This is a genomic window from Paraglaciecola algarum (assembly GCF_021532655.1).
GTDB classification, from domain to species: domain Bacteria; phylum Pseudomonadota; class Gammaproteobacteria; order Enterobacterales; family Alteromonadaceae; genus Paraglaciecola; species Paraglaciecola algarum.
This window is the reverse complement of the sequence record NZ_JAKGAS010000001.1, coordinates 544,655-570,685: the sequence shown is the minus strand read 5'-3', so window position 1 is coordinate 570,685 and position 26,031 is coordinate 544,655. Positions and strand designations below refer to the sequence as shown.

Here is a 26,031-nt window from a genome sequence, read left to right as displayed (position 1 = left end):
CGGATGATAGATATGCATTTAATTTCAGTCAAAATAAGCAAAATAATCATGCGCATAGTGATGTTAATTTCACTGACCTTAAGTACGCTTTGTCATGCAAACAGCCCTGAGTATTTCCAATATGAACCATTTACTCTGTCTTTCACCGGTCCTGACACCAGCGAGCTGGCAGAAATCAACCCATTTATGGACTACCGATTAGATGTCACTTTTACTTTAAATGGGCAAAAAATGGTGGTGCCTGGTTATTTTGCCGCTGATGGCAATGCCGCTGAAACCAGTGCCGATAAAGGCAACCAATGGCAGGTTAAGTTTGCTGCAGAAAAAGCAGGAAAATGGCAGTACCAAGTATCCTTTAAACAAGGTAAAGATGTGGCGATTGCCCCATCAACTAAAAATGCCCAGCCCATTAAAGGAGTGGATGGCTTTACCGGAAGCGTTAATGTGCAACCAAAACGGTCAGGGCCTTATGCAAAAGGCCGGTTGGAATATGTCGGTGAGCACTATTTAAAATTTTCTGGAAATGGCCAAACATTTTTAAAACTGGGGGTAGATTCACCCGAGAATTTTCTAGCCATTGACGACATAGACGCCACCCCCAATGTTGGTAAACGTAGAAAGTCATGGTCACCTCATAAAAACGACTATAACCAAGATGCCGATGCCTTTTTATGGCAAAATTACAAAGGTAAAAACACCTTTGCCGCAATCAATTATTTAGCCCAGCAAGGTCTAAATTCTTTTTCATTTTTAACCTTTAATGTAGATGGGGATGATCGCAACGTATTTCCTCAACTCCTAAAAGTGACGCCAGAAAAGTATCAAACATATGCTAATAAAGGCTCTAATACTCAAGCATGGCATGCCATGTTTCATAAAACCCGCTTTGATGTGTCTAAGTTAGCTCAGTGGGAGCGAGTTTTTAGTTATGGCAGTCAGAAAGGCTTTTTCTTACATTTTAAAAATCACGAAATGGAAACCGACCATGTGATGGATCACGGTAAATTTGGCGATGAATACAAAGTTTATTATCGTGAACTCATTGCCCGTTTTGCCCACCACCCTGCCATCAACTGGAATTTAGGCGAAGAGCAAGACACCAATACCCAACACAGACGTGCAATAGCAGCCTACATTAAACAGCTGACTCCTTACAAAAAACAACATATTGTAATGCACACTAAACCCACAGACGATCATGCCTATGCGGAGTTAGTGGGTAATCAATCTGAGCTAACAGGTGCTTCTTTGCAACTTATGCGTCCAGACTTCAGAGACGTTTACCCTAGAATAATTAAGTGGCGTAACGCTTCGGCCAAAACGGGAAAACCATGGGCTCTAGCTGTCGATGAAGCAGGTCACGGCGCATGGGCTTTACTCACAGATGCAGAAACCCCTACCTATGACGAAGCACGCGTCCGAGTGTTATGGGCAACTTTGTTAGCTGGTGGTTGGGGTGTTGAATGGTATTTTGGATATCAAAGTCCAAATAATGACTTGAATGCCCAAGACTACCGCTCTAGAGCAAACTTTTGGCAATACAATCGCCACGCCATACACTTTTTTAAACAGCACATGGCATTGGGTGAATTTAGTCCATTACACCAATCAGATGATGTAAACGCCTTATACGTAGCAGGTGTGCCTGATGAGCAATATTTGGTATTTCTGATTAATCCGGTGATGTTAAATCAAGTGCAACTAGATACGCCAAATATCAGTTACAAAATAAGTTGGTACAACACCCGAAAAGGCGGCGATTTACAAGCAGGCAGTAAGTTATTGGTAACCTCTACAACTGGCAAAGTAGACTTAGGTTTACCCCCGACGGAAATAGGGACTGATTGGTTGGTGATATTAACTGCAATAGATCATACCAATCCGTATTAATAATTGGCCACTCAGCATGCGCCCAGCGGTTTTTGATTAAGGCGTCACTATGTAGTAATGGTTACATAACAAAAAGGCCAATATTGGCCTTTTGCAAAAAAAGTAATTTACTAGAGCTAAATTACAAAGACTTACAACGTGTTAGCGCTTCTAAATAATAATAATCGCCATAGTTAATTGCCGTATTTAAGCCTAAGTCTTTCGGGAAGTTGTAAGTCGCTTGTTTAAGTAAGAAGTGACCATTTTCTCCCTTTTCAGCCAAATATTCTGGTGACGCTAAGCTACGTAACATTTTCATTGCGGCAGCGCGGTAACGTTTCGCTTCGTCTTCATCAACATAGTTGGCTAATTCAAACAAACTACTGGCCAACAATGAACCGGCTGATGAATCTCGGTAGTTAGTAATGTCAGGGTAGTCTGGCGCGTCGTAATCAAAATATGGTATTAAATCTTCTGGCATATTTTTATGGGTTAATAGGTAATTTACGATACCTTTAGCATGATTTAAAAACTTTTCGTCTTTGGTATAGCGATAGGTCAAAGTATAACCATAAGCGCCCCAAGCTTGGCCTCTAGACCATGACGAGTCATCAGCAATGCCTTGAAAGGTTTGTTTATGTTTAGGTAAACCAGTGGTGCGATCGTAATCAACTAAATGATACGAGCTAAAGTCATCTCTAAAATGATGCTTCATAGTGTTGGTGGCGTGGCTTACAGCAGCGTCATAATAAGTTTTATCGCCAGTGGCTAAGGATGCATTAAACAACAGCTCTAAATTCATCATGTTGTCGATGATCACTGGGAATTCCCAAGAGCCCCAACTCCACGAAAATGTCAGCCCTAATTTAGAGTTGTAACGCTCCATTAAGGTTTTTGCGCTATTTAATAGTATTGGATCATAGGCTTTATTGCCGGTTAGTCTTAAACCGTTGCCATAACTGTTATTCATGATAAAGCCAATATCATGAGTTTTACGGTTAAATTGCGAACGCTCTAATGCGTATGTCCATTTTTTTGCTGTGTTTAACCAGCTTTCATCCTTAGTGTGTTCATACAAATACCAAAAGTTACCGGCTATAAAACCACTGGTCCAGCCCATAAAGTTAGTATAGATAGCTTCACCGTTTTCAAATTGGGTAGGGATTTTATTTGGGTTGGTATAATGTTTTCTAAAACCGTCAAGCTGCTCAGTTGCCTTGTCTAAAGCGGCACTACAAAAAGCCACATTGTCTGTTGGCCAAGCGCCAAGCGCACTAGCCGCTGATTGATTGGCAGAAGATGAATCACTAGCACTGCAAGCTGAAACCAGTAATGCAGTAGACATGCCTAAGAGTATTTTGTTTATTTTATTAACCACAATTAAACCTTTTAAAATGATAAAGCGGATTTTACAAGATTTTAACAGTTAACACCCCGACTAACAAGCATATCCAATCAAACCCAATCACAAATTACTATTAACTTGTAAAAGCTACTTATAAAAGACTTCCACAAGATATTTGCCTGCTAGCAGTGCATCGTCGTCTAACAAACCGGTATTAGCATTAAACTTCACCTGTTTATTATTAATCGTCACTAACTTGACCTGTTTACCTTTAGCAAAAGGTAAACTCAATATGGCGTTTACATTATTTGGAATAGTGATAGTTAAGGTAACAGACTTACCTAATACTTGTTTTGCACTTAAGGTAACGGGCCCTTTGATAGTAGGGACTTTACCTTCGATAAACTCCAAATCAGCAAACTGCGGGGCTATTTCCATTTGTTCAAAGCCCGCGGTTAAAGGTTTAACGCCTAGAATGTAACGCCCAACAATATTACCTGGCACTGAACCCCATGCGTGATTCCAATCTTGATTGGGTTTAAACTCATCGTCCCATGCTTCTAAACTAATAGTAGAACCCACACGGATCATGTTGTACCAACTACGCTTTTGTTTTGAGCTCAGCAATGACAATGCATAATCTGCCTCACCATTTTGGTATAAAGCTTCCATTAAGTACTGAGCAAAATACACGCTCACTGCCATCTTTTTAGATTTAATAAATTCAATCACTTTTGCTTTGCGATCATCAGGTACTAAACCCACCGCCAAGGGCAAAATATTAGCATGGGCAGCACTATGACTTGAGCCCACTCCGTCTATGTACAAACCAGTTTTACTATCAAATAAAGTACGATTAAAGGCTTTATACAAGGTGTTGGCCTGCTGAGTAAAATCATCAGCGTCTTGGCTTTCACCAATTGCAGTTGCAATTTGCGCCATTTGTTTAAGGTTTAGGTAATGAAAGGCGTTGATCACTGTATTGATTTTTTTAAGCTCGTAACCGTCTCGCTCTACCGGAGGCCAATCCACTATGTCTTTGATGGTTTTATGAGTACCATTTGGAAAAGTAGATAACAATCCATCTTGATTCGCAAAACGACTTAATAATTTCTGTTCTTTTAAAGTCTTAAAACTAGCTTTTAAAGATTCTACATCGCCTGTGTACATCCAGTCCGTCCAAGCCATCATCACCGAATGCTGTTTCCATTCCGTTGGCCATGTGGGATGTTCGATTAAATACTCATGGGAATAACGAGCCAGAGAATACTCGTCATCTACTAAATAGTGCGACAACTGATTGATGTAAGCATCGGCTTCGTATGGAATTCGTTCACGATCGCCATCAAGGTAAATGCCAGCAAAACTAGTGGCTTTCATACTGTATTTAGATAAATCCCAAATGGCATTTAAGGTGTCATTGCTAGAATTAAACGAAGACGCATAAGGATTAAACGGATAATGCAGAGCAATTTGCTTAGCCTGGATATTCGAAATATTTACCTCTCCTGTATCAATCTCCACAAATCTAAAAGGTGTGATACGACCAAAACGGCCAGGAATGGCAATGGCTTTACCCGATTTAGTATTACGTTTATCTCGTGGTGGATGTACTGCATACACATCAAATTTTTCATAAACCTTCACAGGTACAGAGTAGAAACGCACGCTAGACTTTTCACCAAACTCTGACAAAGCCCCCTGCTCGTTTCCTCTCTCAGCCAAGTGCACATTGATCGTTCCATCTCTATCACTGTTTAATCCTAACTCCAAATACCCAAAGGCGACCTTGCCAAAATCCATTAAATAACGGCCGTTAGGTATTTTTTTAATAAATTGCGGAGCGACAGCTGTGCTAACTAAATCATGCTGACTGGCTGTATTGGAAAATACTTTGTCTGTAGTAAATAGTTGCGCCTGAGACCAACCGCTTTCAACCATTTTGTTAGTTTCTGTGTTTAACCAAACTTTTACTCGCCATTTATAATTGTGGTTAACTTGTAACTGATTACCTTGATAGGACACAGCATTAGACTGCGCTGAATTTTGTTTGCCAGAGTCCCAAATAGGCTGACTATTCATATTAGTCGTGATGTCCCAGAGTTGAATGCGATAAGCGTTTTGTTGTGCATAGGTGTGGTCACCTCGAATAGCCCAGCTAAATTCGGGCTGGTTATCTTTCACATTTTTAACCTCGCGCCCTTTTAGTAATTCGACACGCAAGGCATTAGGTTGAAAATACTCGATATCTTTGTTTAAAGGGATCTGCTGACAGCTAACAAATATCCCACCAATAAAAAACCATAATGTTTTCAGTTTCATGCCGCCAATATACTTTATTTCTCTTAACATTCTGTTTTTAACCACAATTTAACAAGTACAAGTGTTTCTATGATGCCTGCAAATCAATCAACGATCCAACAAAAATAATCAAAAAACACCCAAATCAATCATGGTAACTCACTGGCCATAGTGTTTTAATGATGGTTAAAAGGTTAACATTAGGTTACTGAAATGTTAATCTTTGAGGCGTTGGGAATAAAACTATTAAATTACATCACACTTTATTCGCAAGCTTGCTGGAGAAATAAAATGAGAAAGTGTATTTGTACTATCATTTTCGTTATGGTCTCTTTTTCATCTAAACATTTATTTGCCAAAGACGTCATATACGCAGCAAAAGAACAGAATGTGTATTACACAAAGTTACTTAGCCATGCATTATCCTATACTCCTGAGAAAAATTATCGGGTTAAACGATATGGCCTAGCATTACCTAAACAGCGCGCTTTTAACCTTTTAGCACAAGGAAGTGACATTGACGTCATGAATGGCTCGTCAACCACTAGTCGTGAAAAAACCTATCAAGCGATTTACTTTCCAATATTAAGAGGCTTAAAAGGTTGGCGCCTAGCCATAATCAATCAGAACAACCCCGATCTATTTAAAAATATAAAAACTGAACAAGAGTTTAAAAATAAAATTCCCGTACAATTCCATACTTGGACAGCAACCAAAATATTTGAACATAATAAGATTAAAGTGGCTAAAGGCACTAATTTCAAAGGGCTTTTTCAAATGCTACATAAAAAAAGAATTGATTATTTACCTCGGTCGTTTTTGGAAGTTAAACGAGATTTAACCTTATATCCCGAGTTAAATTTAATGATCGACCCCTATATTTTAATAAAGTACCCAAGTGCCTATTACTTTTATGTAAGTAAGAACAATATCGAACTAGCAAACGATATCAAAATAGGCTTAGAAAAAGCCTTAGCTGATGGTAGCTTCGAAAAATTGTTCAATCAGGCTTTTGGTAGTGAAATGGCTTCATTCAAACTACAAGCTCGTAAAGTATTTAACTTAGACAATCCATACATCCCAACTACTATTCCAGTAAACAGAAAAGAGTTATGGGCAAAAGCCAACTAACATAAATTTAGAATTAGGACTCTTCTAAACCCTCATTCATCGCCTTTTATTGCTCTCTATTGCAATTATTTTCCTAAAACCCGCTTAAGCATTCCTTCCAAGCGGGTTATCAAGACGAACTGTATAACGTGATAATTATTATTTATTTGCCTGAATTACGGCGAATAAAACAAACAGCCAATAGGCTCAATAGCAAAAATAAATTCAAACTATCACCACCTGACGATCCACCTTGATTTGATGCTGGCGGTGTAACCGGTGCTGGTGGCGGAGTTGGAGTTGGCTCTGGTGGCGCAGCAACAACTCTTTTGTTGCATCAATAACTTATGGCATCGACAACAATATTCTGGAACAGAGCCAAATATACAGTAATTACCTCCCTTAGCCCTTACAGTTTCTTGTGGGAGTAAGGGAGGTTTTTAAAACTGTAGTAGCTCAGACCTCATCTTTATTCAGGTGTTACGCTCAATATTAAGGCGTTGTTAATTGCTTTTTTGCCAATGGTCACTTACGCCAATGATCAATAATAAAGTAGTCTTCAGGGTTTAAAGTGTTTTGCAGCGCTTTCGGCACATCGGTTCTTATTGGTGGTTTGTTCTGATCGAGCTTAAACGTAGGCGCGGTAATGATAGGCACATTGCCAAAGCCTTCATTGAGGAAATCGCCTTGCGTTTTCATCCACGCAAATAATTGTGTTTGTAACCGTGCTTTTACCGTGATTAAGCTTGGCTCGGAAATTAGGTTATTTTGTTCAAACGGATCATTGGTTAAATCATATAACTCTTCAAAAGGTTCGTTCTTGTGGCGTTGAGCGCCGAGTTCAAGAAACGCATTAATATTGGCCTTGTCGGTTAAGTTTTGGTCCAGCACTTCAAGTGCGTTGAAATTACGAATGTATTTGTAACGAATATCGCGGATCATCCGTGACGGGAAAACGCGGGCATTAATAATGTTTTGATTGGTACGGACACCATAAACATATTGATGGATCGCTTTATCTTCACCTTTTAAAATATTCAAAAAGCTTTTGCCGTCCATACTTGGCTCAGGCTGACCGCCTGCGGCATCAATAAACGTTGGTAATACGTCGGTATAATGCACAAGTTGCTCAGAGCGCGAGCCTGCTTTGATAACACTTGGCCAGCGCACCACAAAAGGCACATTTAAACCAATATCTTTCACTGAAAACTTACCCGATACACCATGGTCGGCGCTGTAAATAAATAAGGTGTTATCGGTTAAATGTGTATCAACCATACGCAATACATGCGCTAGTTGGGTATTGTCTTCTTCAATACTGCGATAGTAACCGGCTCTTTTTTTAATGTACTTTTTATTGCTTTTTAGGTGCTGATCAAAGGGGTGAAATTTAAGTTTATCGGCATCAGGGTTTTTAACGTCAAAATACTTACCATGAGGGTATTTTGAGGCGATAAACATCACAAAAGGTTTGGTGGTTGTCTGAAAATATTTTTCAATATCAGCTAACGGAATGTAGTCTCGCGGAACACCTTTTTTTGGCACGGGTTGCCATTCCTGATCCCAGTCATAAACACTGGCCGGTTTTACATGGCTTTTACCAGCAAGTACCACCTCGTAACCTAAGGCGCGCATTTGTTTGGTTACTGATTTAATGTTTGGACGCGTTGGTGTGTGATTGGCAAAAGCGCCATTTTTTAAGGGATATTTACCGGTAAAAAGTTGTGTGCGGCTTGGTGCGCAAATCGCTTGCGCAGTAAAAGCGTGCTTAAACATAATACCTTCATGGGCAAGTCGATCAACTGATGGCGTATGCACTTTTTCATTACCGTATACACCGTAATCGGTAATGTCTTGATCATCAGCTAGGTAAAAAATAATGTTAGGGCGACTAGCACTAGTATCTATAGGTTTTTCGAGCTTTTTGCTACTTGCTGCTGGTGTTGTCAGTGGCTCATTTGAGCAACCTGCAAACTGCAAAGCCAGCAAGCTGAACAACAGGGTGACAATAGACTGGTTTTTCATGTTAAGTCCTTATTTTGTTAACAACAGGATTAATGCGTTTGGCATTGTTGCTGTGTGATACAAGCGGTTAACTGAGCGCGCATTTTAGTGGCAACCGCTTGGTAACTTGCCTCATTAACCACGTTATTGGTTTCATGCGGGTCAACTTTATGATCATATAGCATCTCTTCAATGGTGTTATCGGCAGTGGTATACGAGGTAAAGATAAAGTCATCGTTCACTACCGAGTCACCTTTTTTAAAGCGGCTATAAATTTGTTTTTTATGGTTAACCGATGCGTTTTGTAACGATTTTACAAAACTTTGCCCTTGAACCGTTGCTGGCGGGCTAACCTTGGTGATTTCGGTGATCGTTGGGAACACATCAACTAATTCGACTAAAGCATCGGTCTTTTCATTTTGAGCAATATTAGGGCCTGCGATAATCATCGGAATGCGCAGTGAGGTTTCTAACATAGTATGTTTCGTCCAGAAATTATGCTCACCTAAATTAAAACCATGATCGCTGATTAACATAATAGTGGTGTTGTCACGTAGGCCAAGGCTATCTATTTGCGCGATGACATCACCTACCAAGGCATCAATATAACTGACGGATGCATAATATCCTTGTAATGACGACACATGGAAAGCATCACTGTTGTAGGTGTAGTCTTTAAAATGGTAAGTGTGAATTTCGCCAGAGCCATTTAGTGATTTAGGTGCGTTACGTGGCTTGTTACGGTCAAAAAATGGGCTGAATTTTTCTCTTGGATGCAAGTCGTAGTACTTTTTCGGTGCATAAAACGGTAAATGCGGACGAATAAAGCCAACACTTAAGAAGAAAGGTTGCTCTTGCTTGGCAAGCCGAGTTAACGCTTTCAGTGCTTTTTCTTTTACTTTGCCATCAGGGTAGGCTTCATCAGCGACATCCATGGTTTCGTACCAAGGACCATTACCACGTTTATTAAATTTAGTCGTTTTAAGGTGATTTTCTGAATCAGGGTTTAAGCGAGTGGCATGGCCCATGCCGGCATTTTGCAGTTTTTCACTCCAACTGACCTTGGCTAAATCTTTGCTGTTGTGAAAGATTTTGCCAATTCCCATGGTGTGATAGCCTGACTCGCGAAGCACTTGCGGTAATGATTTGGCGCCAGGAGCGTCTTTTTCGGCTTTGGCTTTATAGTCAATAAAGCGGGTTTTGTTCGGGCGAATGCCGGTTAACATACTGGCGCGTGAGGCACCACAAACAGGGACATTGGCATAGGCTTGATTAAGGGTGATCCCTTGTGACGCCAAAGCATCAATATTAGGGGTATAGGCGTTTTTGTCGCCGTATACGCCTAATACCGGCCGTAAATCATCAACGATGATCATCACTATGTTTTGTTTTTTCGATTGCTGTGGAGCTTGTTTTTTGGCGATTTGAGTTTGCGGGTCACTATTTACCGCGGAAGTACAGGCGCTAATAGTTGTTGCCACTAATAGGCTAACAATACCTGCTTTAGCGCACTTCAATAGTTTGTTCACGAGAGCTCCTTTATTTATGCTTGTAACTGTTTGTTTGAAAGACAAATGTTAGTGAGGTTTCGCTTTTAAAAGTTGCTTGCGAATAAGTTGTTGATTCACCTTGGCATCATATTCAGGGTTAAGCTTAGTTGGAATATCTGCGCCAATTTGTTGTTGCCATGCTTGCAGTTTCGTTTTTAATTCTGTGACCCTGCTTGGATGCACACTGGCAAGGTTATTCTTTTCAGCTAAGTCATTGGCTAGGTCATACAATTCAAACTCGTTGTTTTCAAAGTATTGGATCAATTTCCAGTCGCCACTTCTCATAGCACTACCAGGGCGGGTTCTAAATAACGGGTCTTGCCCTTGGTCGGTTGGTGCATGATGTGCCTGTAAATATACTGGGAAATGCCAGAATAAATCACGCTCGGCAATGTCTTGCTGACCTAATAAGTGCGCAGTTAAATCAACACCATCTAATACTTGGTTTGGCTGGTCTGCGTTCGCCAAGTTAACTAAGGTTGGGTAGAAATCAGCATTTATAACTGGAGTATGGTCAAGGCCTGGTTTAACTTTTTCTGGCCAACGAACAATTAATGGCACACGTAAACCACCGTCATAATAAGAGCCTTTACCGCCACGAAGTGGTGTTGGGAATGACGACATGCGGTAACCACCGTTGTCAGAGGTGAAAATAACCACAGTATTCTCGGCTAAACCTTCTGAATCTAACATATCAAAAATTCGACCGACATTGTCATCCATATGTTCAACCATGGCCGCATAGGTGGCTTCTGATTTACTTTTAATGCCTTTTTCATGGTACTTGTTTACTTTATCAACCACGGCTTGATAAGGGGTATGTACAGTGTAGTAAGGTACATACGCAAAAAACGGTTGGTCTTTGCTTGATTTCACCCAGTCGATCACCTCTGTGGTTAAACGCTCGGTTAAATATTCACCTTTCGGGCCGTCTTCAATGTTCGGTAATTGGTAAGGGCTAAAGTAATGAAAGGTCATACCTTGGTGACTACCGGCAACATTGACATCAAAACCTTGTTTATCTGGATCTGCGCCTAAATGCCATTTTCCGAAATGGCCGGTGGTATATCCTGCTGTTTTCAATGATTCAGCTATGGTGATCACGTCAGTAGTAAGACCGCGTTTATTTTTTATCGGGATGAGTTTACGCGTTTCAGCTTTTCCGCGGTCAGATGGTGATACGGTATAAACGCCATGTCGTGGTCCATACTGGCCCGACATTAGTACCGCACGGCTTGGTGCACAGTTAGCTGCGCCTGCGTAGGCTTGATCAAAAACTAAACCTTGTTGTGCCAGTGCATCAATATTAGGCGTTTCAAAATAGTCGGTTGTTTGGTTGTAACCGACATCAGACCAACCTAAATCGTCGATAACAATCATAATAATATTGGGTTTGGTAGTATCTGCTATCACGGCTGTATTCACTGGCGTTGGCTTACCGCCACAAGCTGCCGTTAAAGTTAAAGTGCAGGTTACTAATAAAGTGTTTAATTTCATTAAGGTTACTCTTTTGTTGTTGGTTTTACCTGTCAAATTTTAGACGTTTAAAATTATTGGGTAGCTGTGTTTTATCGCTAATTGAAAAGTCGTTAGAAATTTTTTGAACCGTTACTAATGCAATCAGTACGTTTTATACCGTCAGTGCCGCGTTTAAAACGATCGGGGCCGTCCGCTAAGGGGGCATACGTCGTTATTTTTTTAATAAACGTTTCATAAAATTCCCGTTCAATTTCACACGTGGACTGCAACTAACATAAATTTAGAATTAGGACTCTTCTAAACCCTCATTCATCGCCTTTTATTGCTCTCTATTGCAATTATTTTCCTAAAACCCGCTTAAGCATTCCTTCCAAGCGGGTTATCAAGACGAACTGTATAACGTGATAATTATTATTTATTTGCCTGAATTACGGCGAATAAAACAAACAGCCAATAGGCTCAATAGCAAAAATAAATTCAAACTACCACCACCTGACGATCCACCTTGATTTGATGCTGGCGGTGTAACCGGTGCTGGCGGCGGAGTTGGAGTTGGCTCTGGTGGCGCAGCAACAACTGTTAGTGTAGCGGTAGCTTCAACGGTTGAGTCACCACTATCTGTGACAATAGCTTTTACAGTGTAACTGCCTACAGCTAATCCCACTAATGCAGCACTTGATTGAGTCCACTCATAGGGTGAGCTGAGATCTTCTGAAACTAGCACATCATCAAGATACAAACTTACATGTTTAACCGTTCTGGTTGTCATTGATGTTGATGCATCAACAGCTAAGCTAATATCACTATATCCTGCGGTTAGGGTTTGTTCACCTTTGGTAAAACTTAACGTAGGCGCGACAACGGTTTCGGCAACAACAAGCTGGATAGTCGCTTCGGCGGTTAACCCTTCACTGTCAGAAACCACCGCTTTAACCGTGTGCTTACCCACAGGGTAATCTAGCAGTTCGGCTTTTAGCGCCTCACTATGACCCCATTCGAATGGCGCAGTATCATCTACTCTAACACTCGTATCATTAACAAATAGCTCTACTGCTATTGTACGAGATGTAATCGGTGATGAAGCAGCAACCCCTAACGACAAATTATCATAACCTTCAAATACGCTAATATCGCCTTGTTCAAAGGCAATCACGGGAGTGGGATCGACCACCTTTAAACTCATAATGGTTTCTACTGTTTGTCCAAAATTATCGGTAACTACAGCTTTTATCGCATAAGAACCTATTGCCAAGTTTTGCAGTTTGGTTTCAGCTTGTGACCACTGAAAAGGTTCGGCATTGAGTGTAGAAACAAGTTCATCACCAAGGTATAAAGCAACACTTGCAATAGTTCGATTAAGATCAGTAATGGCTGGCTGAGCTGATATGGTTAAATTTTGATAACCTTCAACAACCGTCAATTCAGCTTGGTCAAAAGTAACTGAGGCTTTAGCTATGCCAAGGTCAATAATTTGTAAATGAAGTGGATTTTCAGTACCGGTTACTTGCTCCATTAAGTAATAATAAATTTTACCGTTTTCAATATAAACCGTCCCGTGATCGAACTTAGTCCCAGTTTTCTGTTCATAAACTCGAGTAAAATTATTAGTTCCCCCTATTGCTTTTTCAACATACGGGTAACCACCGCTTAAACCAACAATGTAGATATCATCGCCTGCGGTATAGATATTTGAAGCACCGGAAAAGTCTGTTGAAGTAACAAACTCAGTTGCGCCAACAGGTTTGTAGGTATGACCATACACGGTTTTGTCATTTTCTCTGTCTTGCACTTTATGAATAAAATGCACGTCACCTTTGGCTGTAACTGTCCAATCAAAGCCACCCACAATGTACACACTGCCTGGAGGAGATCCGGAGTTATCAGAGGTATCTGTCGCTTCGACTAGGTCACCAGGCTCAAAAATTTTAATTTCATCCGAGTTAACTAGTGGCCAAGTCATGTCTGTGCCTTGGTGATTTTTCCACTGTCCAACACCTTCTGGGTGATCTGAATAAGCGTAATAAATACCGTTTTGATAAATGAATTTATCGGTATTATCACCACTACGCTGCTGAAACCCTACTCTAAGCTTACCGTTAACATATTTCATGTTACCGTATAAACCCCAGTTGTAAGCGTTGCCTTTTGATTTTTGGTCCTTTTCATTAAATTGGGTAAAGGTTGACCACTTTTGATTACCAGCGTCGTATCTATTAAACACATACGCACCATTATTATTACCGCCTAAGCGCATATACAAAAGCAAAGTACCGTCAGTATTAACGAAAAATTTTGGATAAGTTAAACGGGCAAAGTTACTTTTGTCGGCAAGATCACCTGTCATGGTTAAGTGTTTATAATCATCATTACCTTGGCTAATGCTGCTGGTGTCTTTAACAAACAGCTCAAGGGTAAACTCGTCATCACTCACCCCTGCAGCGCCAGCAACAGAATAGGTGTAACGAAAAAAATCATCTTTAAAGCGACCAAAGTAATTGTTGTCATCGTAAGCATGCATATCAAACACCATGTGGATAGTGCCGTTTATTGGGCTTACAGATAAACCAATCGTATTATGTGATTCACCTATGGTTGGCACGCCTCTATACCCAGTATGCCTATGTGGAAACTCAATGGTTTTCACCACACCCGTTGATTTATTATAACGAGACAACATCATGTGACGATCAAATTTACCGCCGCGATACCAGGTCATAAAAACAAAATTTTTGTAGGTTTTAACCGCATCACCATGAGCTGAAATGTTTTTGCCAAAGTGATAATCAAATTTATCAGTACCGTTATCAGGGGCTTCTGCGGCAACTTTTACACCGTCAAAATGTAAGCCATTATCGGCAATTTTAATTTCTACTTCTAAGGTAACTTCAGCATTTACCGATTGTACAGACAGAGACATTAATATAGACAGATATAATGCCCGAACTAATACGAGCTTATGTTGATTAACATTTTTTTTCACTGGGTAACTTTCCTAAAATCGTTTCAAACCAAATGAACCCACGTGACTGAGCTTGACCTAATACTACCCATCATGACCAAACTTAACAAGAAAGAAACAATTTATGAACAAGAATAACATATTACTAAACAGCCAAGGTATTAACCCTAAATGATGTTACGAGCATTTAGAGTAATAAAAGGGGGCACAAAAAAAGCAGCTTTCGCTGCTTTATAATGACCTAAACACTGATTTATCTGAGAACTTGGGCTTCAGATTTAATACGTTTTATTGGGCCATTCTCCCCAACAAGGTAAACCTTTCTCCAATCTGTGCCTTTTTGTTTTTCAGCTACAATCATGCGCGCATCGGGATGAGCATTCTGAATAATTGAGGTTAATGCCCAATTGGCATTTTTGCGGCGCAGTAACTCTTTGCCTTTAGTAAAGGTTTCTCCGCCATCTTTACTTTGCCAATTGGCAATTACTCCGTCATCTTGCTCTGCGTAACCTAAAACAAAGGTAATGTCCTTTGACGAATGAATAATAAAATCACCTCGTGAGTCAGTATTATCAGCACGCGATTGAGGATTTACTGGGTTACCACCTACCCATTCACTGCCAGTCCACTTAAAATAACTCGTTTGTTTAGGTCCGCCCGTTTTAGCCCCTAAGTCCCGACCAATATTGGTCGCTATATGTGGATAACCCTTCTCGTCTAAGTGTGCAGAGCCATTAAACGTCCAGTCTTTGCCCGTTCTGGCGACTAGGGTTTTATCGTCTGCCAGTTCACGGGTCACTGGTAATTGCAGGGACTCGTCTTCGATATTACGCCAGGTATCTTTTTTAGTATCAAATACCATGTAATAAGCATCATGGCGCTCAGTTGTATGACCTCGGCCATTAACCCCTGCCCCACCATTCCAACAAACGTGATAATCGTAAGACACAATAATATCGTCACCATGGCCTTTACCCACCCATGCATACCAGCTGTCATCTGCTTTTATATCGGTACGTTTTTTGTGTTTTAAAAATGATACTGGTGCATCGAATGTACGACCATGATCAGTAGATTTTTGATACACCCAATCGCTGCGATGGGCACCATGGCGGTAAAATAAGTAGATATCCCCGTTATCCATTTTTACAGCTTGGTTATACGTGCCAAATACAGGGATCGTATCAAGCTCTTCCCAACTAGTAATATCGTAAGGTTTTTTGGATACAACATGAATATTACGGCCATAATGGGTATTACCTAAAGGGTTTTTACCATGTTTGGGCATACCGCCATGTCCACCAAAAAACACGTGGATATAACCTAAATCATCTACCAACATAGTGGGCTTACCATGATTATCGACCTTGCCGCGACTTGGATCTTTACCCATATCGCTTACGCCAGCCTTAAATGGCCCTTGCCATACATCAGTAGTGTGATTATACGAGGCCACATACGGGTCTTCTAAGGGCCCTTGATATGAAACGTAGGTAATGCCGTTTACATGAACCCCAGCTGGATGTTGCACAACTGCCAAAGCATTGCCCAAAGCATCGTCAGCAAAATAATCCACTTTCTCAAAAAAAGTATTTTCAACAGCAGTATTTTCACTTTTAACCGTGCTACTTGTGCACCCCACAGATAAGATACTAACTAACAGGCTTATACTTATTGCCGCACCAGTAACGATTTTATTCATTTTCATATATTTGTAATAACCATTTAATTATCTAAAGGAAAGCGCCTGTTAAAACAAACGCTTGCCCCTAATTTAAAACAAATGCAGCCACTTTTTTCTTAAGGCTACACCCTATAAGTCACTTTAAATCATTATAGGTCATTTTTATATTTACATGGTCACAATTTTTGAATAAATTGTAAAAATTGTTAGATTAATTAACTTTGATTTACTTCAATCACATGTTTACCAGATGCTAAGGTCACTATAGTGACAGGACCTGCCTGTTTAGGAAGTTGTTTACCATTAAGGTAAATAATGTCGCCTATCGACTGTGTCGCTTCTCCCTGTGAATGAGCATGGGTTTTAAAGAACTCGGTGGGTATTTCAACCTGTGCTTGAGTATTGGCTGGCACAAGAATATCCAAAACTAAGCCGCTGTCAGTTCGTTGCCATTTTGAGCGAATCAAGCCATATTCAGACTCGAAAGTCCCTTCAACAAATGATAAGTGCTCTGTGATCATGGGCGCAATACGTATGGTTCTATAACCCGCTGTTAATGGGCTGATCCCTGCTAAACGATCATATAGCCATTGTCCAATAGCACCATAAGCATAATGATTAAGCGACCCTGCTTTGTCGGCATAACCGTTATCAAAGGTAAAACCATCCCAGCGCTCCCACATAGTGGTTGCGCCTTGCGACACTGAATATAACCAAGATGGATAAGTTTGTTTAAACACTAAGTCAAGTGCGATATCAGCGCGGCCTATTTTGTCTAATACCGGTGCAATTAATGGTGTGCCTAAAAAGCCAGTGCGTAAATGGCCATTGGCGGCATCAATGGTGGCTAACAAATGTGGTACGGCTTTTTTGGTCATTTTCTCATCTAATAAATCAAAACCAATAGCTAGTAAATAAGCGGTTTGTGCTTGTTTGCCTACTTTTAAACGGCCATTGTCAGCAAAGAAGTGCTGCTGAAAGTTAGCTTTGATTTCTGCCAATAACTGACTGTATTTTGCAACATCTGCTTCTTTACCTAAGACTTTGGCGCTATTTAAGGTGAACTCCACCGAACGAGCATAAAAAGCGGTGGATATTAAACTGTTGTCTGTTTCACCGCGGCGTGAGTCTTCACGGGTAGAATAAGGTTGTAGCCAGTCACCCACGGTCCACATCACGCTAACACCGTCTTTCAGTTGAGTTTGATGATATTTAATCCAACGGGTCATCATTTCATAATTTTCAGCCAGAATATTCTTGTCGCCTGTGCGCCAATACACATCCCACGGAATGGTAACCGCAGCGTCTGACCAACCTGCTTGCGCAATATCACCCACTTCATTAGGCACAACCACAGGTATTGCATGATTTTCAAATTGTTCTTCACGGATACTTTGTAGCCATGCTGACCAAAAGGCATGTACATCAGCAATATATAAAGAGGTAGGGGCAAAGGCTAAAGCATCGCCAGTCCAACCCAAACGTTCACTGCGCTGAGGGCAATCAAGGGGCACATCAAAAAAGTTGCCTTTTAGCCCCCATTCAATATTCGATTGTAGCTGGTTTAACTCTTGATTTGAGCTGGTAAAGGTACCGTTCATCTCTAAGTCTGTATGTTGTACCACTCCGTTAACCCAGTCTAGTTTTGGCTCATATGCTGAGTCAAAACCACTTATTTCAACATAACGGAAACCATGAAAAGTAAACTGTGGTTGCCACTCAATCACACCGTCTTGCTTCGCAGTATAAAAATCTAATTGTTTGGCACTACCTAAATTTTTAGTAAATAACGAACCATCTTGATTAATGCCCTCGCCAAAACGTAAATTTAAGGTTTGACCTTTTAACATAGGTATTTTGATTTTAGGTACGCCAACCATGTTTTGACCTAAATCAAAGATGGTTTTACCGTCAACTTGGTTTACCGATAAGGCTGGTAATAATTGTTTGTTTTTAGAAGTAAAGTGACGTTTGGGTTGCAATAAAACATCAGTATTTAAGGCTGTTGTTTTCACCCCAGACCAGTTAGAACTGTTGTAACCAACTTGGTGCCAACTGCCATTTTTATCAGTTAATTCAAAATTAGCATCATAACGCTCTCCGTCATATAAACCGGCCGTGCGTATCGGCCCGTTTTGTGTTGCTTGCCAATTATCCTTGGTTAGCACGGTTTGTTTGCTGCCATCAGTATATTCAATTTCAAGCTGGGCCAATACTTTTGGAGTGAGAGCTAATTTTTTATGCCAATGGCGTTTTGGTCCAAAACGGCCTGCATACCAACCTTCTGCCAATTGAATACCAAAAGCATTGTTACCCTGCTCGAGTTGCGCGGTGACATCATAAGTTAAGGTTTCAATACGTTTTTTATAAGGCGTGTAACCTGGGGTTAAAATGTCATCCCCCACTCGCTGACCATTAATAAAAGCTTCAAAAACACCTTTGGCGGTGATGTATAAGCGGGCTTGTTTAACTGGTTTATGAGTTAAAAACTCGGTACGTAAATGTTGTGGCACATGAATGGGGGTTTCAAAATTATTTAGTTTAATCGGCTTATTTGAATCAATCTCGATCCACTGGGCTTGCCAGTCATTATTTTCTAACAAACCAAGTTCGAAGTGTGCAATATCACTCCAATCTGACACGAGACCTTGCCCGTCCCAATACCGCACTTGCCAATATACTTTTTGTCTAGAGACCAAGGTTTTACCCTGATAGTCAACAAAGGAACTTTGATTACTACTAACGATTTGGCTATCCCACAAATCCGGCGCATGAGGCAGTAAGTCTGGATTGCTCGCGACCACAATTTGATATTGGCTTTGAGTTTTTACGCTTTCATTAACATTGATAATAGCGGGCAGTTGCCATGAAAAACTGGGCGTTGCGTCATAAAATCCAAGTGGATTAACAAAACCTTCACTAATTCTTAATTTCTGAGGTCTCAAATTCTGAGATGCTAACTGTTGCGGCTTTGCAATACGCTTGCTAGACGAATCATCTGGCCATGAACCACAGGCTTGCAGCGATAAGGTAATAATAAACACGACAGCGAAACAAACAAACCTTGTTATTCGGGTATTAATTTTCATGAGGGCTCTTTATTATTTTGTACTTTGTTTAGGCATTAAACACGCCATTGTTATTGAATAACGTGCTTTAGATTAATATGTGTAAGGTAAACGTGCTAAACACTAAACCAATTGCTTACACTCCTTGTACTATCCCTTTGAGACGATAAACTCCAGGGCTTAGGTTGCTGAGCATCGGCTTTTTCAATAACTCATCCTCAGCTATGGAAACACCATTTATCGTTAATGATTCAACTTGTGGAAATACAACATTTGCATGGCTATTTTTCGGAATAGTCACCTGCATATCGAGCTTACCTTGAACAATCTGCCAGCTCACTTTAACTTCACCTTGTGGTGTTTTATAACTGCCCGAGGCTTGAGTTAAACGCTGATTAAATTGCGGGGCGATATTAATTTCTTTAAAACCAGGGCTTGCGGCATTGATACCTAAAATACCTTCATAAAACCACTTCGCAACCGCGCCATAGGCGTAGTGATTAAGCGAATTCATTGACGCTTTACTAAAACCATCTTTAAGTGAATAGGAATCCCAACGCTCCCATGTGGTGGTCGCGCCGTTATTAATGGAGTAAAACCATGAGGGATAGGTTTCTGTAAACAACACATCAAACATTAAATCGCTACGGCCTATGTTTTGTAATACCTGTGCCAATAAAGGTGTACCAAGAAACCCAGTACCTAAATGTTTACCGGTGGCTTCAATGGTATCCACTAAATGTTGCTGCGCTTTTTTAAGGTCTTGACCTTCAAACAAATCAAACGCGATAGGTAAAAGGTAACTGGTTTGGGTTGACGCACTTTTCACCTTGGTATTTTCATCGTAATACGTATCTCTAAAAGCTTGTTTTACTTTACTTAATGTTTCGATATAGGTTACTGCATCTCTTTCATGGCCTAATACATTTGCTATTTTTGCAGCATAATCCAATGAGCGAGCATAGTAAGCAGTTGATATGAGATGCTGTGGAGTTTGACCTTTATCGGCGTAAGGTTGCAACCAATCTTTGAAACCACGAAGACTAGAAGTATATTGCTCTGACTTAGATTGGTGAAAATCAATCCAACGTTTGATCATTGCATAGTTGTCTTGCAAAAATTGTTTATCACCGTTTAATAAATAAAGCTCCCAAGGAATGATCACGGCCACATCCCCCCATCCAGCAGAGGCTAATTTACCAAAACCATGGCCTTTATTTGGCACAAAGTTAGGTACGCCGCCATCTTTGGCTTGTGCCTCTCGCACCGATTCCATCCATGCTGCCCAAAAACCATAAACATCTGCCATGTACATTGAAGGAGCGGCAAATACTTGCGCATCACCGGTCCAGCCAAGACGTTCATCCCGTTGTGGGCAATCTGTGGGAATATCTAAGAAGTTACCTCGTAAACCCCAGACCACATTCTCAGCTAATTTATTCAGTTTCTGGTGCGAACTTTCAAAGTTAGCAGTGACGTCAAAATCAGAATGTAACACACGGCCTTTAACCCAACTTAATTCTGGTGGTTTTGATGAGTCAAAGCCTGAAAGCTCAACATAACGGTAACCGTGAAAGGTGAAGGTGGGTACATAATTAATGTCGCCGCTAGTCGCAGGAATATAATAGTCTGTGGCTTTGGCACTGCGTAAATTTTTAGTATAAAAAGTCTCTTTATTTAACGCTTCAGCAAAGCGGACTGTTACTTTTTGATTGGCGATGACTGGAATATTTAACTCGGGAACACCGAGCATATTCTGGCCCATGTCAAATACCACCACACCTTGTTTAGGGTTAGCAACATCAACAATACTGATGGCTGGCAACTCTAATTTTACCGCTGGAGTTTGATGACGTTTTGGTGATAAAGCTACCTGCGGCTCTATTTCCTCGCTAATAACCTTGTTCCAACTTTGCGCATTAAAATCAACGTTATTCCAGCCAGGCATTTCATAATTAGCATCGTAAGTTTCGCCATCATAATTACCCGCTGCTCGAATAGGCCCGTCAAGCGTGACTTGCCAGTTTTTGTCTGTTGTGACTAGCTGCGTTGAGCCATCGCTATAACGAATTTCAAGTTGTGCTAATAAAGCTGAAGGTTTTACTTTTAATGGTCTTGGCTTCAATATACGCCCGGTATACCAACCTTCGGCGACAGTGGCAGACAATACATTGTTACCAGAGTTTACTAGTGAGGTGACATCGTAGGTTAAGGTTTCAATACGCTTTAAATAAGGTGTCCATCCTGGCGTCATTACATCTTCGGATACTTTTTTACCATTGATATAAGCATTAAAAATACCTTTCGAGGTAATGTACAGTCGTGCTTGTTCAATCGTAGGTTGAGCGGTGAACGTGCGTCGTAAATACTCTGGTCGGTAAACCTTATTACTGACTTTGATCACCTTTTGTGTTTTTGTTTTTCTATCTTTCTTGATGAAATCGAAATTATCGGTTTCACCTGTTTCAGGATGCCTAATCCATTGCCCTTGCCAATCTTGATTAGACAACAATCCCAGTTCGATAGTGGCTAATTCGCTCCATGGAGACACTTTGTCCTGTTCATCCCAGATACGCACCCGCCAGTATACTTTTTGACGAGAGGCAAGTGGCTTGCCTTGATACTTTATCCAAGCGTTGTTTGCCGATAATTGTTTTTGACTATCCCATAGATCTGCAGCCCCAATGGTTGCGGCCTCGGAAGCAACTTGAATTTGAAAGGCTTGTTGAAACTGGTAGTTTGCCTTAGGGGAAATTAGCCATGAAAAACGCGGTGTTTTTTCATAATAACCAATAGGATCAACAAAACCTTCACCTACTTTTAAGCCAATGGGGGCAGTAGCATTGACAATTTTATTTGAATTAACCATATCATTAGGTTCGAACGAACAGGCTGTTAACAACAGCATAAAGCCGATCAAACCTAAACAGCGGACTTTAATCATTGCACTATACATTTAAAACTCCATAATCATTGTGGAAATAGCGCATTAAAATGCCACTTTACGGATAGGTTGAATGGTTACCGGCCCAATTAAGCCCGAAGGCTGCAGTGCGCGGTCTTTCTTGACTGTACCTTCAAAGGTGATATCGGTATTAAAGCTTTTGGCTTTTGTGCTATCTGGGAATTGCTCGGGATATTTTAAATCTCCAATAAGGCGATTTAACCAAGTCGTAGCCACTTCAACGGTTAGGGTATTGGTGCCGGGTTTTACTGCGTCCTCAATGTTAAGCGTTAGCGGTCGGCTCCATAATTCTCCTAAGTTTTGGCCATTAACGGTTACCCTCGCAATTACCCCAACTTCACCTAAACCCAGTTGTAGTTGTTGATCGGCACGCAACCATTCAGGGCTAACCGTGAAGCTTGTTTGGTATCTAATGCTGCCAGAATAATGCGCTAGAGCCACAGGTTTCAGCTCGGTTAACGAAGTCAGTTTGTCTAATGTTAAGCGGGTCGGCACATCACGATTCTCTTGCAAGGTCAGCTGCCACGGTTGCTCTAAAGTAATCGCCGCTGGTAAATTGTCAACTTTGATTGTTTGCTGACTACCATCGTAATTATTGACTTGATAAACCCCGTTTTCACCGACTGCCAGCACAGGTTTGCCTTGGTCATTAAAATGATTAGGTAACAAAACAGGTTGACCGTTGCGGGTGACCTGGTGAATGTTACTTGTTACCTGAGCTTGAGCGGATGGCTGTTTTTCAAAAACAATAAAGCGGGATCCCAAATCATTGAGTTGCATAGGGATCTCAATGCGACCATCGACCTTTTTAAACTGGGCAATGTCAGAAATATTGCCGGTAACAGCATCAAAATATTGCGGCTGCCCGTGATTAGCCTTAATCCGGAAGCTTGGGTTGATACTGACGACTTGCTCTTCCTGGTTGGCAATAAAGTAAATATCGTGAGCTTCACTGCTGCGGTGGCTCCAAATCACCTCTTCAGGCAAACCAGTTAAATCAGCTGGCGTGTCAATATCGGTGAGCACTTGCGCTAAATCGACTGGTTTTTCCTCGCTCGCTTTGCGATAAAACACCTGACCTTTACCATAACTAGCTTGAATCACTTGCTTGCCGTCGATATTTTGCCATAGCTGCTTGGCAATGCGTTGCACTTGCTTGTCGGTGGACGGGTAGTTTTCTAAACTAGGTGAACGTATAGGCTGAGGGCCATATACCGCACCGCCTTGTTCTACCAGCTGAGCGATTTTGTTCAATACTTGAGGGCGCATTGTGTCTAGGTTAGGTAACACCAACAATTTAAAACGCATGCCATCGGGTAACTGATAGTAACCATCACTAAAGCTCAAACGCTCTAAAATCACTTCTGCATTTATAAAGTCATAAGAATAACCTGCAGGCACTGCTGGGTTAAGCTCGCCTGTCATCTTGGGTGCGTCTTCACCGATAAAATACATGATGTCTGCAACGTATTTACCTTGTTGCATCATGTAATTTGCCCGTTTGATGTAGTCTAACCAAGTTCCCATGTAGTCAAACCAGGTATTGTTGCGGTTAAACTCAGAGCCAAACCAAGCGTTCACACCAGGGAATCGGTCGTCATAAGCTTGGTGAATATATACGTGCAACAAGGTGTGATTGACTCCTTCGACAAAGGACCAGTCACCTCGCTTTTTAAACGTCCATGGATGGTGTTTAAAGCTGTCACTTCGACCGGACGTAAACGATTCTGACATGACGGTTTTCTGGCCATAAATATGCGCTGCCGATGACGCGGCTTTAAGCTCTATTGCGCCTAAGTTACCACTGGCCCAAAATTCGCCACTGACAATATCAGCTTGGCCGCCATATTGTAAAAATTCACCAGGAAAGCCCCAGTGACCATAGTTTTCTAACCAAAGTTTTAAACCATTTTCGCGGGCTCGCTCACGAAGCCCAGCGGTATACTCATAAGCTACACCATCGGCAACTAATCGGCGGACATCCCATAAAAAACGTTCGCTTTTTTCTACACTATTTACTGCTCGGCCGCTGTAAACAGGTAAGTACGGAATAGGGTCATAGCCATAGCGGGCTTGGAATTTTTCTGCAAACCCGTCTGTCCAGTTTTGAGCGCCTTTTTCGTAACTGTCAACCACGGCATATTTTAATGCGGTGCGATCCTCCGCTGGCATCGACGATAGGAATTTGCCAATGTAAGCGTCAAAATGGAACTGAGCAATTTCTTTGTTTTGCTTGTCAATTTCTGGTCCCTGAGCCGGCTTACTTGATGGGCTGTTTTTGGTACCAGTGGGGCGCATAAAATAGCGAATAATCGTCCAATCACCGGCTGGTACTTGCCAGTTTAATTGGCCATCTTTAACGAACTCAGTAATGTCTATGACGTCGTTTTCTTTGACTAATAGTTGTGGGGCATCCGTTGGTGTTGATAAAGGCCATTGATAGGTATCAAACTTTGGCATGGGATTAGGAAATACTTTTGCCAATTTCTTTTCGGAGAAACGCTCTAACTTGTAGGCTTTAGATAAAACGATTTCTTTAAACCCTATGGCTTCATCTGTTTGCTTCTTGCGACCTAAATGAAACCCGTTAAAAGTTAAACGAAAATGATCAGACTCGACTGCAGGGAATGTGACGACAATTGGCGCGTCATGATCTGGTCCAATAGCGGCCATATCTCGCGGGCGCTGCATTTCAAAGGTTTTGATTTGTTCAAACTGCCCCGCTGCATTTTTTGCCGATAAGGTCACATTGGTACGATAACTGTGGTGTGGATAAAGCTCTAAAGTACGAGCTTGAAATGCTTCAGTTGGTTGAAAATCGACTTGTAACTGGCCGTTTCTTGGCCCTTTGTCATTGTGATTTAATACAGAAGCGGGTAGGTGGTAACTTGTCGATATTTCGTTATCAAATAAAGCCGCAATATCCTGCTGGGTTAATGTGTTTTGTGCGGTTGGGTTGGACAAAGTAATTTTGCTATTACGCGGGGTTAATCGGTCTTTTTCGTAGGTAGGCGTTTTAAAAGCGACCACTTTTACATCTTGATAAAAGTCACCAGACATCCCCTTGGTACCAGGCGTTGGCAAGGTCATTGAATACTGCTTAGGGCCAACGACCGAAAACTCCTGATTGTCTAGGTAACGCATAGACTTGTCGAAATCTACCCAAGGGCCACCCGATTGGCTCCAACCGGGGGAGTTAAATAAACCTATGTCCACATCGTACTCGGCGGCTTTTTTGATGGCAAAGCGCACATGGTCCCACCAAGGCTCGGTTAAGGCTTTCACATCCCCTTCTTTACCTTGCAGGTGAATAATACCAATCAACGCGGTGTTTATGCCGGCCTTTTGCATTGCCGCTAAATCCTTTTCTATGCCGTTTTTTGAAATATTATCGCTAACCCAATACCAATACACCCAAGGTTTGACTTGTTCGGGTGGGTTCTTGAAATTGGCTTTTAATACATCAGCAGACGCTTGGTAAAACTGCTCATTTATCGATGACTGATTGTCAGTATGTTGTGGTGATACTTTTGTAGCGTTCAAACAAGCAGTTAAAAATACCATGCTGACAGCGCACATGGACAAACGGCCAAATACCGTGCAAAAGAATGAAAGCTGCTTGTTGACTGTTGATGGGGTATGAGTGTGCATAAAATGTCTCATTATAATTTTAGTGGTATTAATTCATTGATATTCA

12 protein-coding genes are annotated in these 26,031 nt (G+C 41.2%); 2 read left to right on the top strand and 10 right to left on the bottom strand.

Annotated features, from left to right (window positions below):
• Positions 1 to 12: 12 nt before the first annotated feature.
• Positions 13 to 1,890: a DUF5060 domain-containing protein gene (locus L0668_RS02405; RefSeq protein WP_235310458.1), complete on the top strand. Its 1,878-nt coding sequence runs from the start codon at positions 13 to 15 to the stop codon at positions 1,888 to 1,890.
• A 121-nt stretch (positions 1,891 to 2,011) separates the two neighbouring features.
• On the opposite strand, the gene L0668_RS02400 is transcribed toward L0668_RS02405, so the two are convergent.
• Together L0668_RS02400 and L0668_RS02395 are read right to left on the bottom strand one after the other, a co-directional pair.
• Positions 2,012 to 3,247, bottom strand: a complete 1,236-nt coding sequence (locus L0668_RS02400) for a glycoside hydrolase family 88 protein (protein ID WP_235310457.1) — start codon at positions 3,245 to 3,247, stop codon at positions 2,012 to 2,014.
• Positions 3,248 to 3,361: 114 nt separating this feature from the next.
• Positions 3,362 to 5,566, bottom strand: a complete 2,205-nt coding sequence (locus L0668_RS02395; RefSeq protein ID WP_235310456.1) for an alpha-L-rhamnosidase-related protein — start codon at positions 5,564 to 5,566, stop codon at positions 3,362 to 3,364.
• A 240-nt stretch (positions 5,567 to 5,806) separates the two neighbouring features.
• Here L0668_RS02395 and L0668_RS02390 point away from each other — a divergent pair, with 240 nt between their 5' ends.
• A complete protein-coding gene (locus L0668_RS02390) occupies positions 5,807 to 6,646 on the top strand; it encodes a substrate-binding periplasmic protein (protein ID WP_235310455.1) in 840 nt (279 codons plus the stop codon).
• Positions 6,647 to 7,150: 504 nt separating this feature from the next.
• Here L0668_RS02390 and L0668_RS02385 read toward each other — a convergent pair.
• The 8 genes from L0668_RS02385 to L0668_RS02350 all read right to left on the bottom strand — a co-directional run bounded on the left by L0668_RS02385 (position 7,151) and on the right by L0668_RS02350 (position 25,985).
• Positions 7,151 to 8,650 (bottom strand): sulfatase family protein, encoded by a 1,500-nt coding sequence (locus tag L0668_RS02385; protein WP_235310454.1) that lies wholly within the window; start codon positions 8,648 to 8,650, stop codon positions 7,151 to 7,153.
• Between the two features lie 29 nt (positions 8,651 to 8,679).
• Positions 8,680 to 10,158: a sulfatase gene (locus L0668_RS02380; protein ID WP_235310453.1), complete on the bottom strand. Its 1,479-nt coding sequence runs from the start codon at positions 10,156 to 10,158 to the stop codon at positions 8,680 to 8,682.
• Positions 10,159 to 10,206: 48 nt separating this feature from the next.
• Positions 10,207 to 11,676, bottom strand: coding sequence for a sulfatase (locus L0668_RS02375; RefSeq protein ID WP_235310452.1), 1,470 nt, complete (start codon positions 11,674 to 11,676; stop codon positions 10,207 to 10,209).
• A gap of 397 nt (positions 11,677 to 12,073) precedes the next feature.
• Complete coding sequence (locus L0668_RS02370) at positions 12,074 to 14,575, bottom strand: BNR-4 repeat-containing protein (protein WP_268820168.1); 2,502 nt, start codon at positions 14,573 to 14,575, stop codon at positions 12,074 to 12,076.
• Positions 14,576 to 14,870: 295 nt separating this feature from the next.
• On the bottom strand, positions 14,871 to 16,319 hold the full coding sequence (locus tag L0668_RS02365) for a BNR-4 repeat-containing protein (RefSeq protein WP_235310450.1): 1,449 nt from the start codon (positions 16,317 to 16,319) through the stop codon (positions 14,871 to 14,873).
• 197 nt (positions 16,320 to 16,516) lie between these two features.
• Complete coding sequence (locus L0668_RS02360) at positions 16,517 to 19,390, bottom strand: alpha-L-rhamnosidase (protein ID WP_235310449.1); 2,874 nt, start codon at positions 19,388 to 19,390, stop codon at positions 16,517 to 16,519.
• A 115-nt stretch (positions 19,391 to 19,505) separates the two neighbouring features.
• Positions 19,506 to 22,325: a family 78 glycoside hydrolase catalytic domain gene (locus L0668_RS02355; RefSeq protein WP_235310448.1), complete on the bottom strand. Its 2,820-nt coding sequence runs from the start codon at positions 22,323 to 22,325 to the stop codon at positions 19,506 to 19,508.
• A 33-nt stretch (positions 22,326 to 22,358) separates the two neighbouring features.
• Positions 22,359 to 25,985 carry a glycosyl hydrolase gene (locus L0668_RS02350; protein ID WP_235310447.1) on the bottom strand — a complete coding sequence of 1,209 codons (3,627 nt, stop codon included), beginning with the start codon at positions 25,983 to 25,985 and terminating at the stop codon, positions 22,359 to 22,361.
• Positions 25,986 to 26,031: the final 46 nt, after the last annotated feature.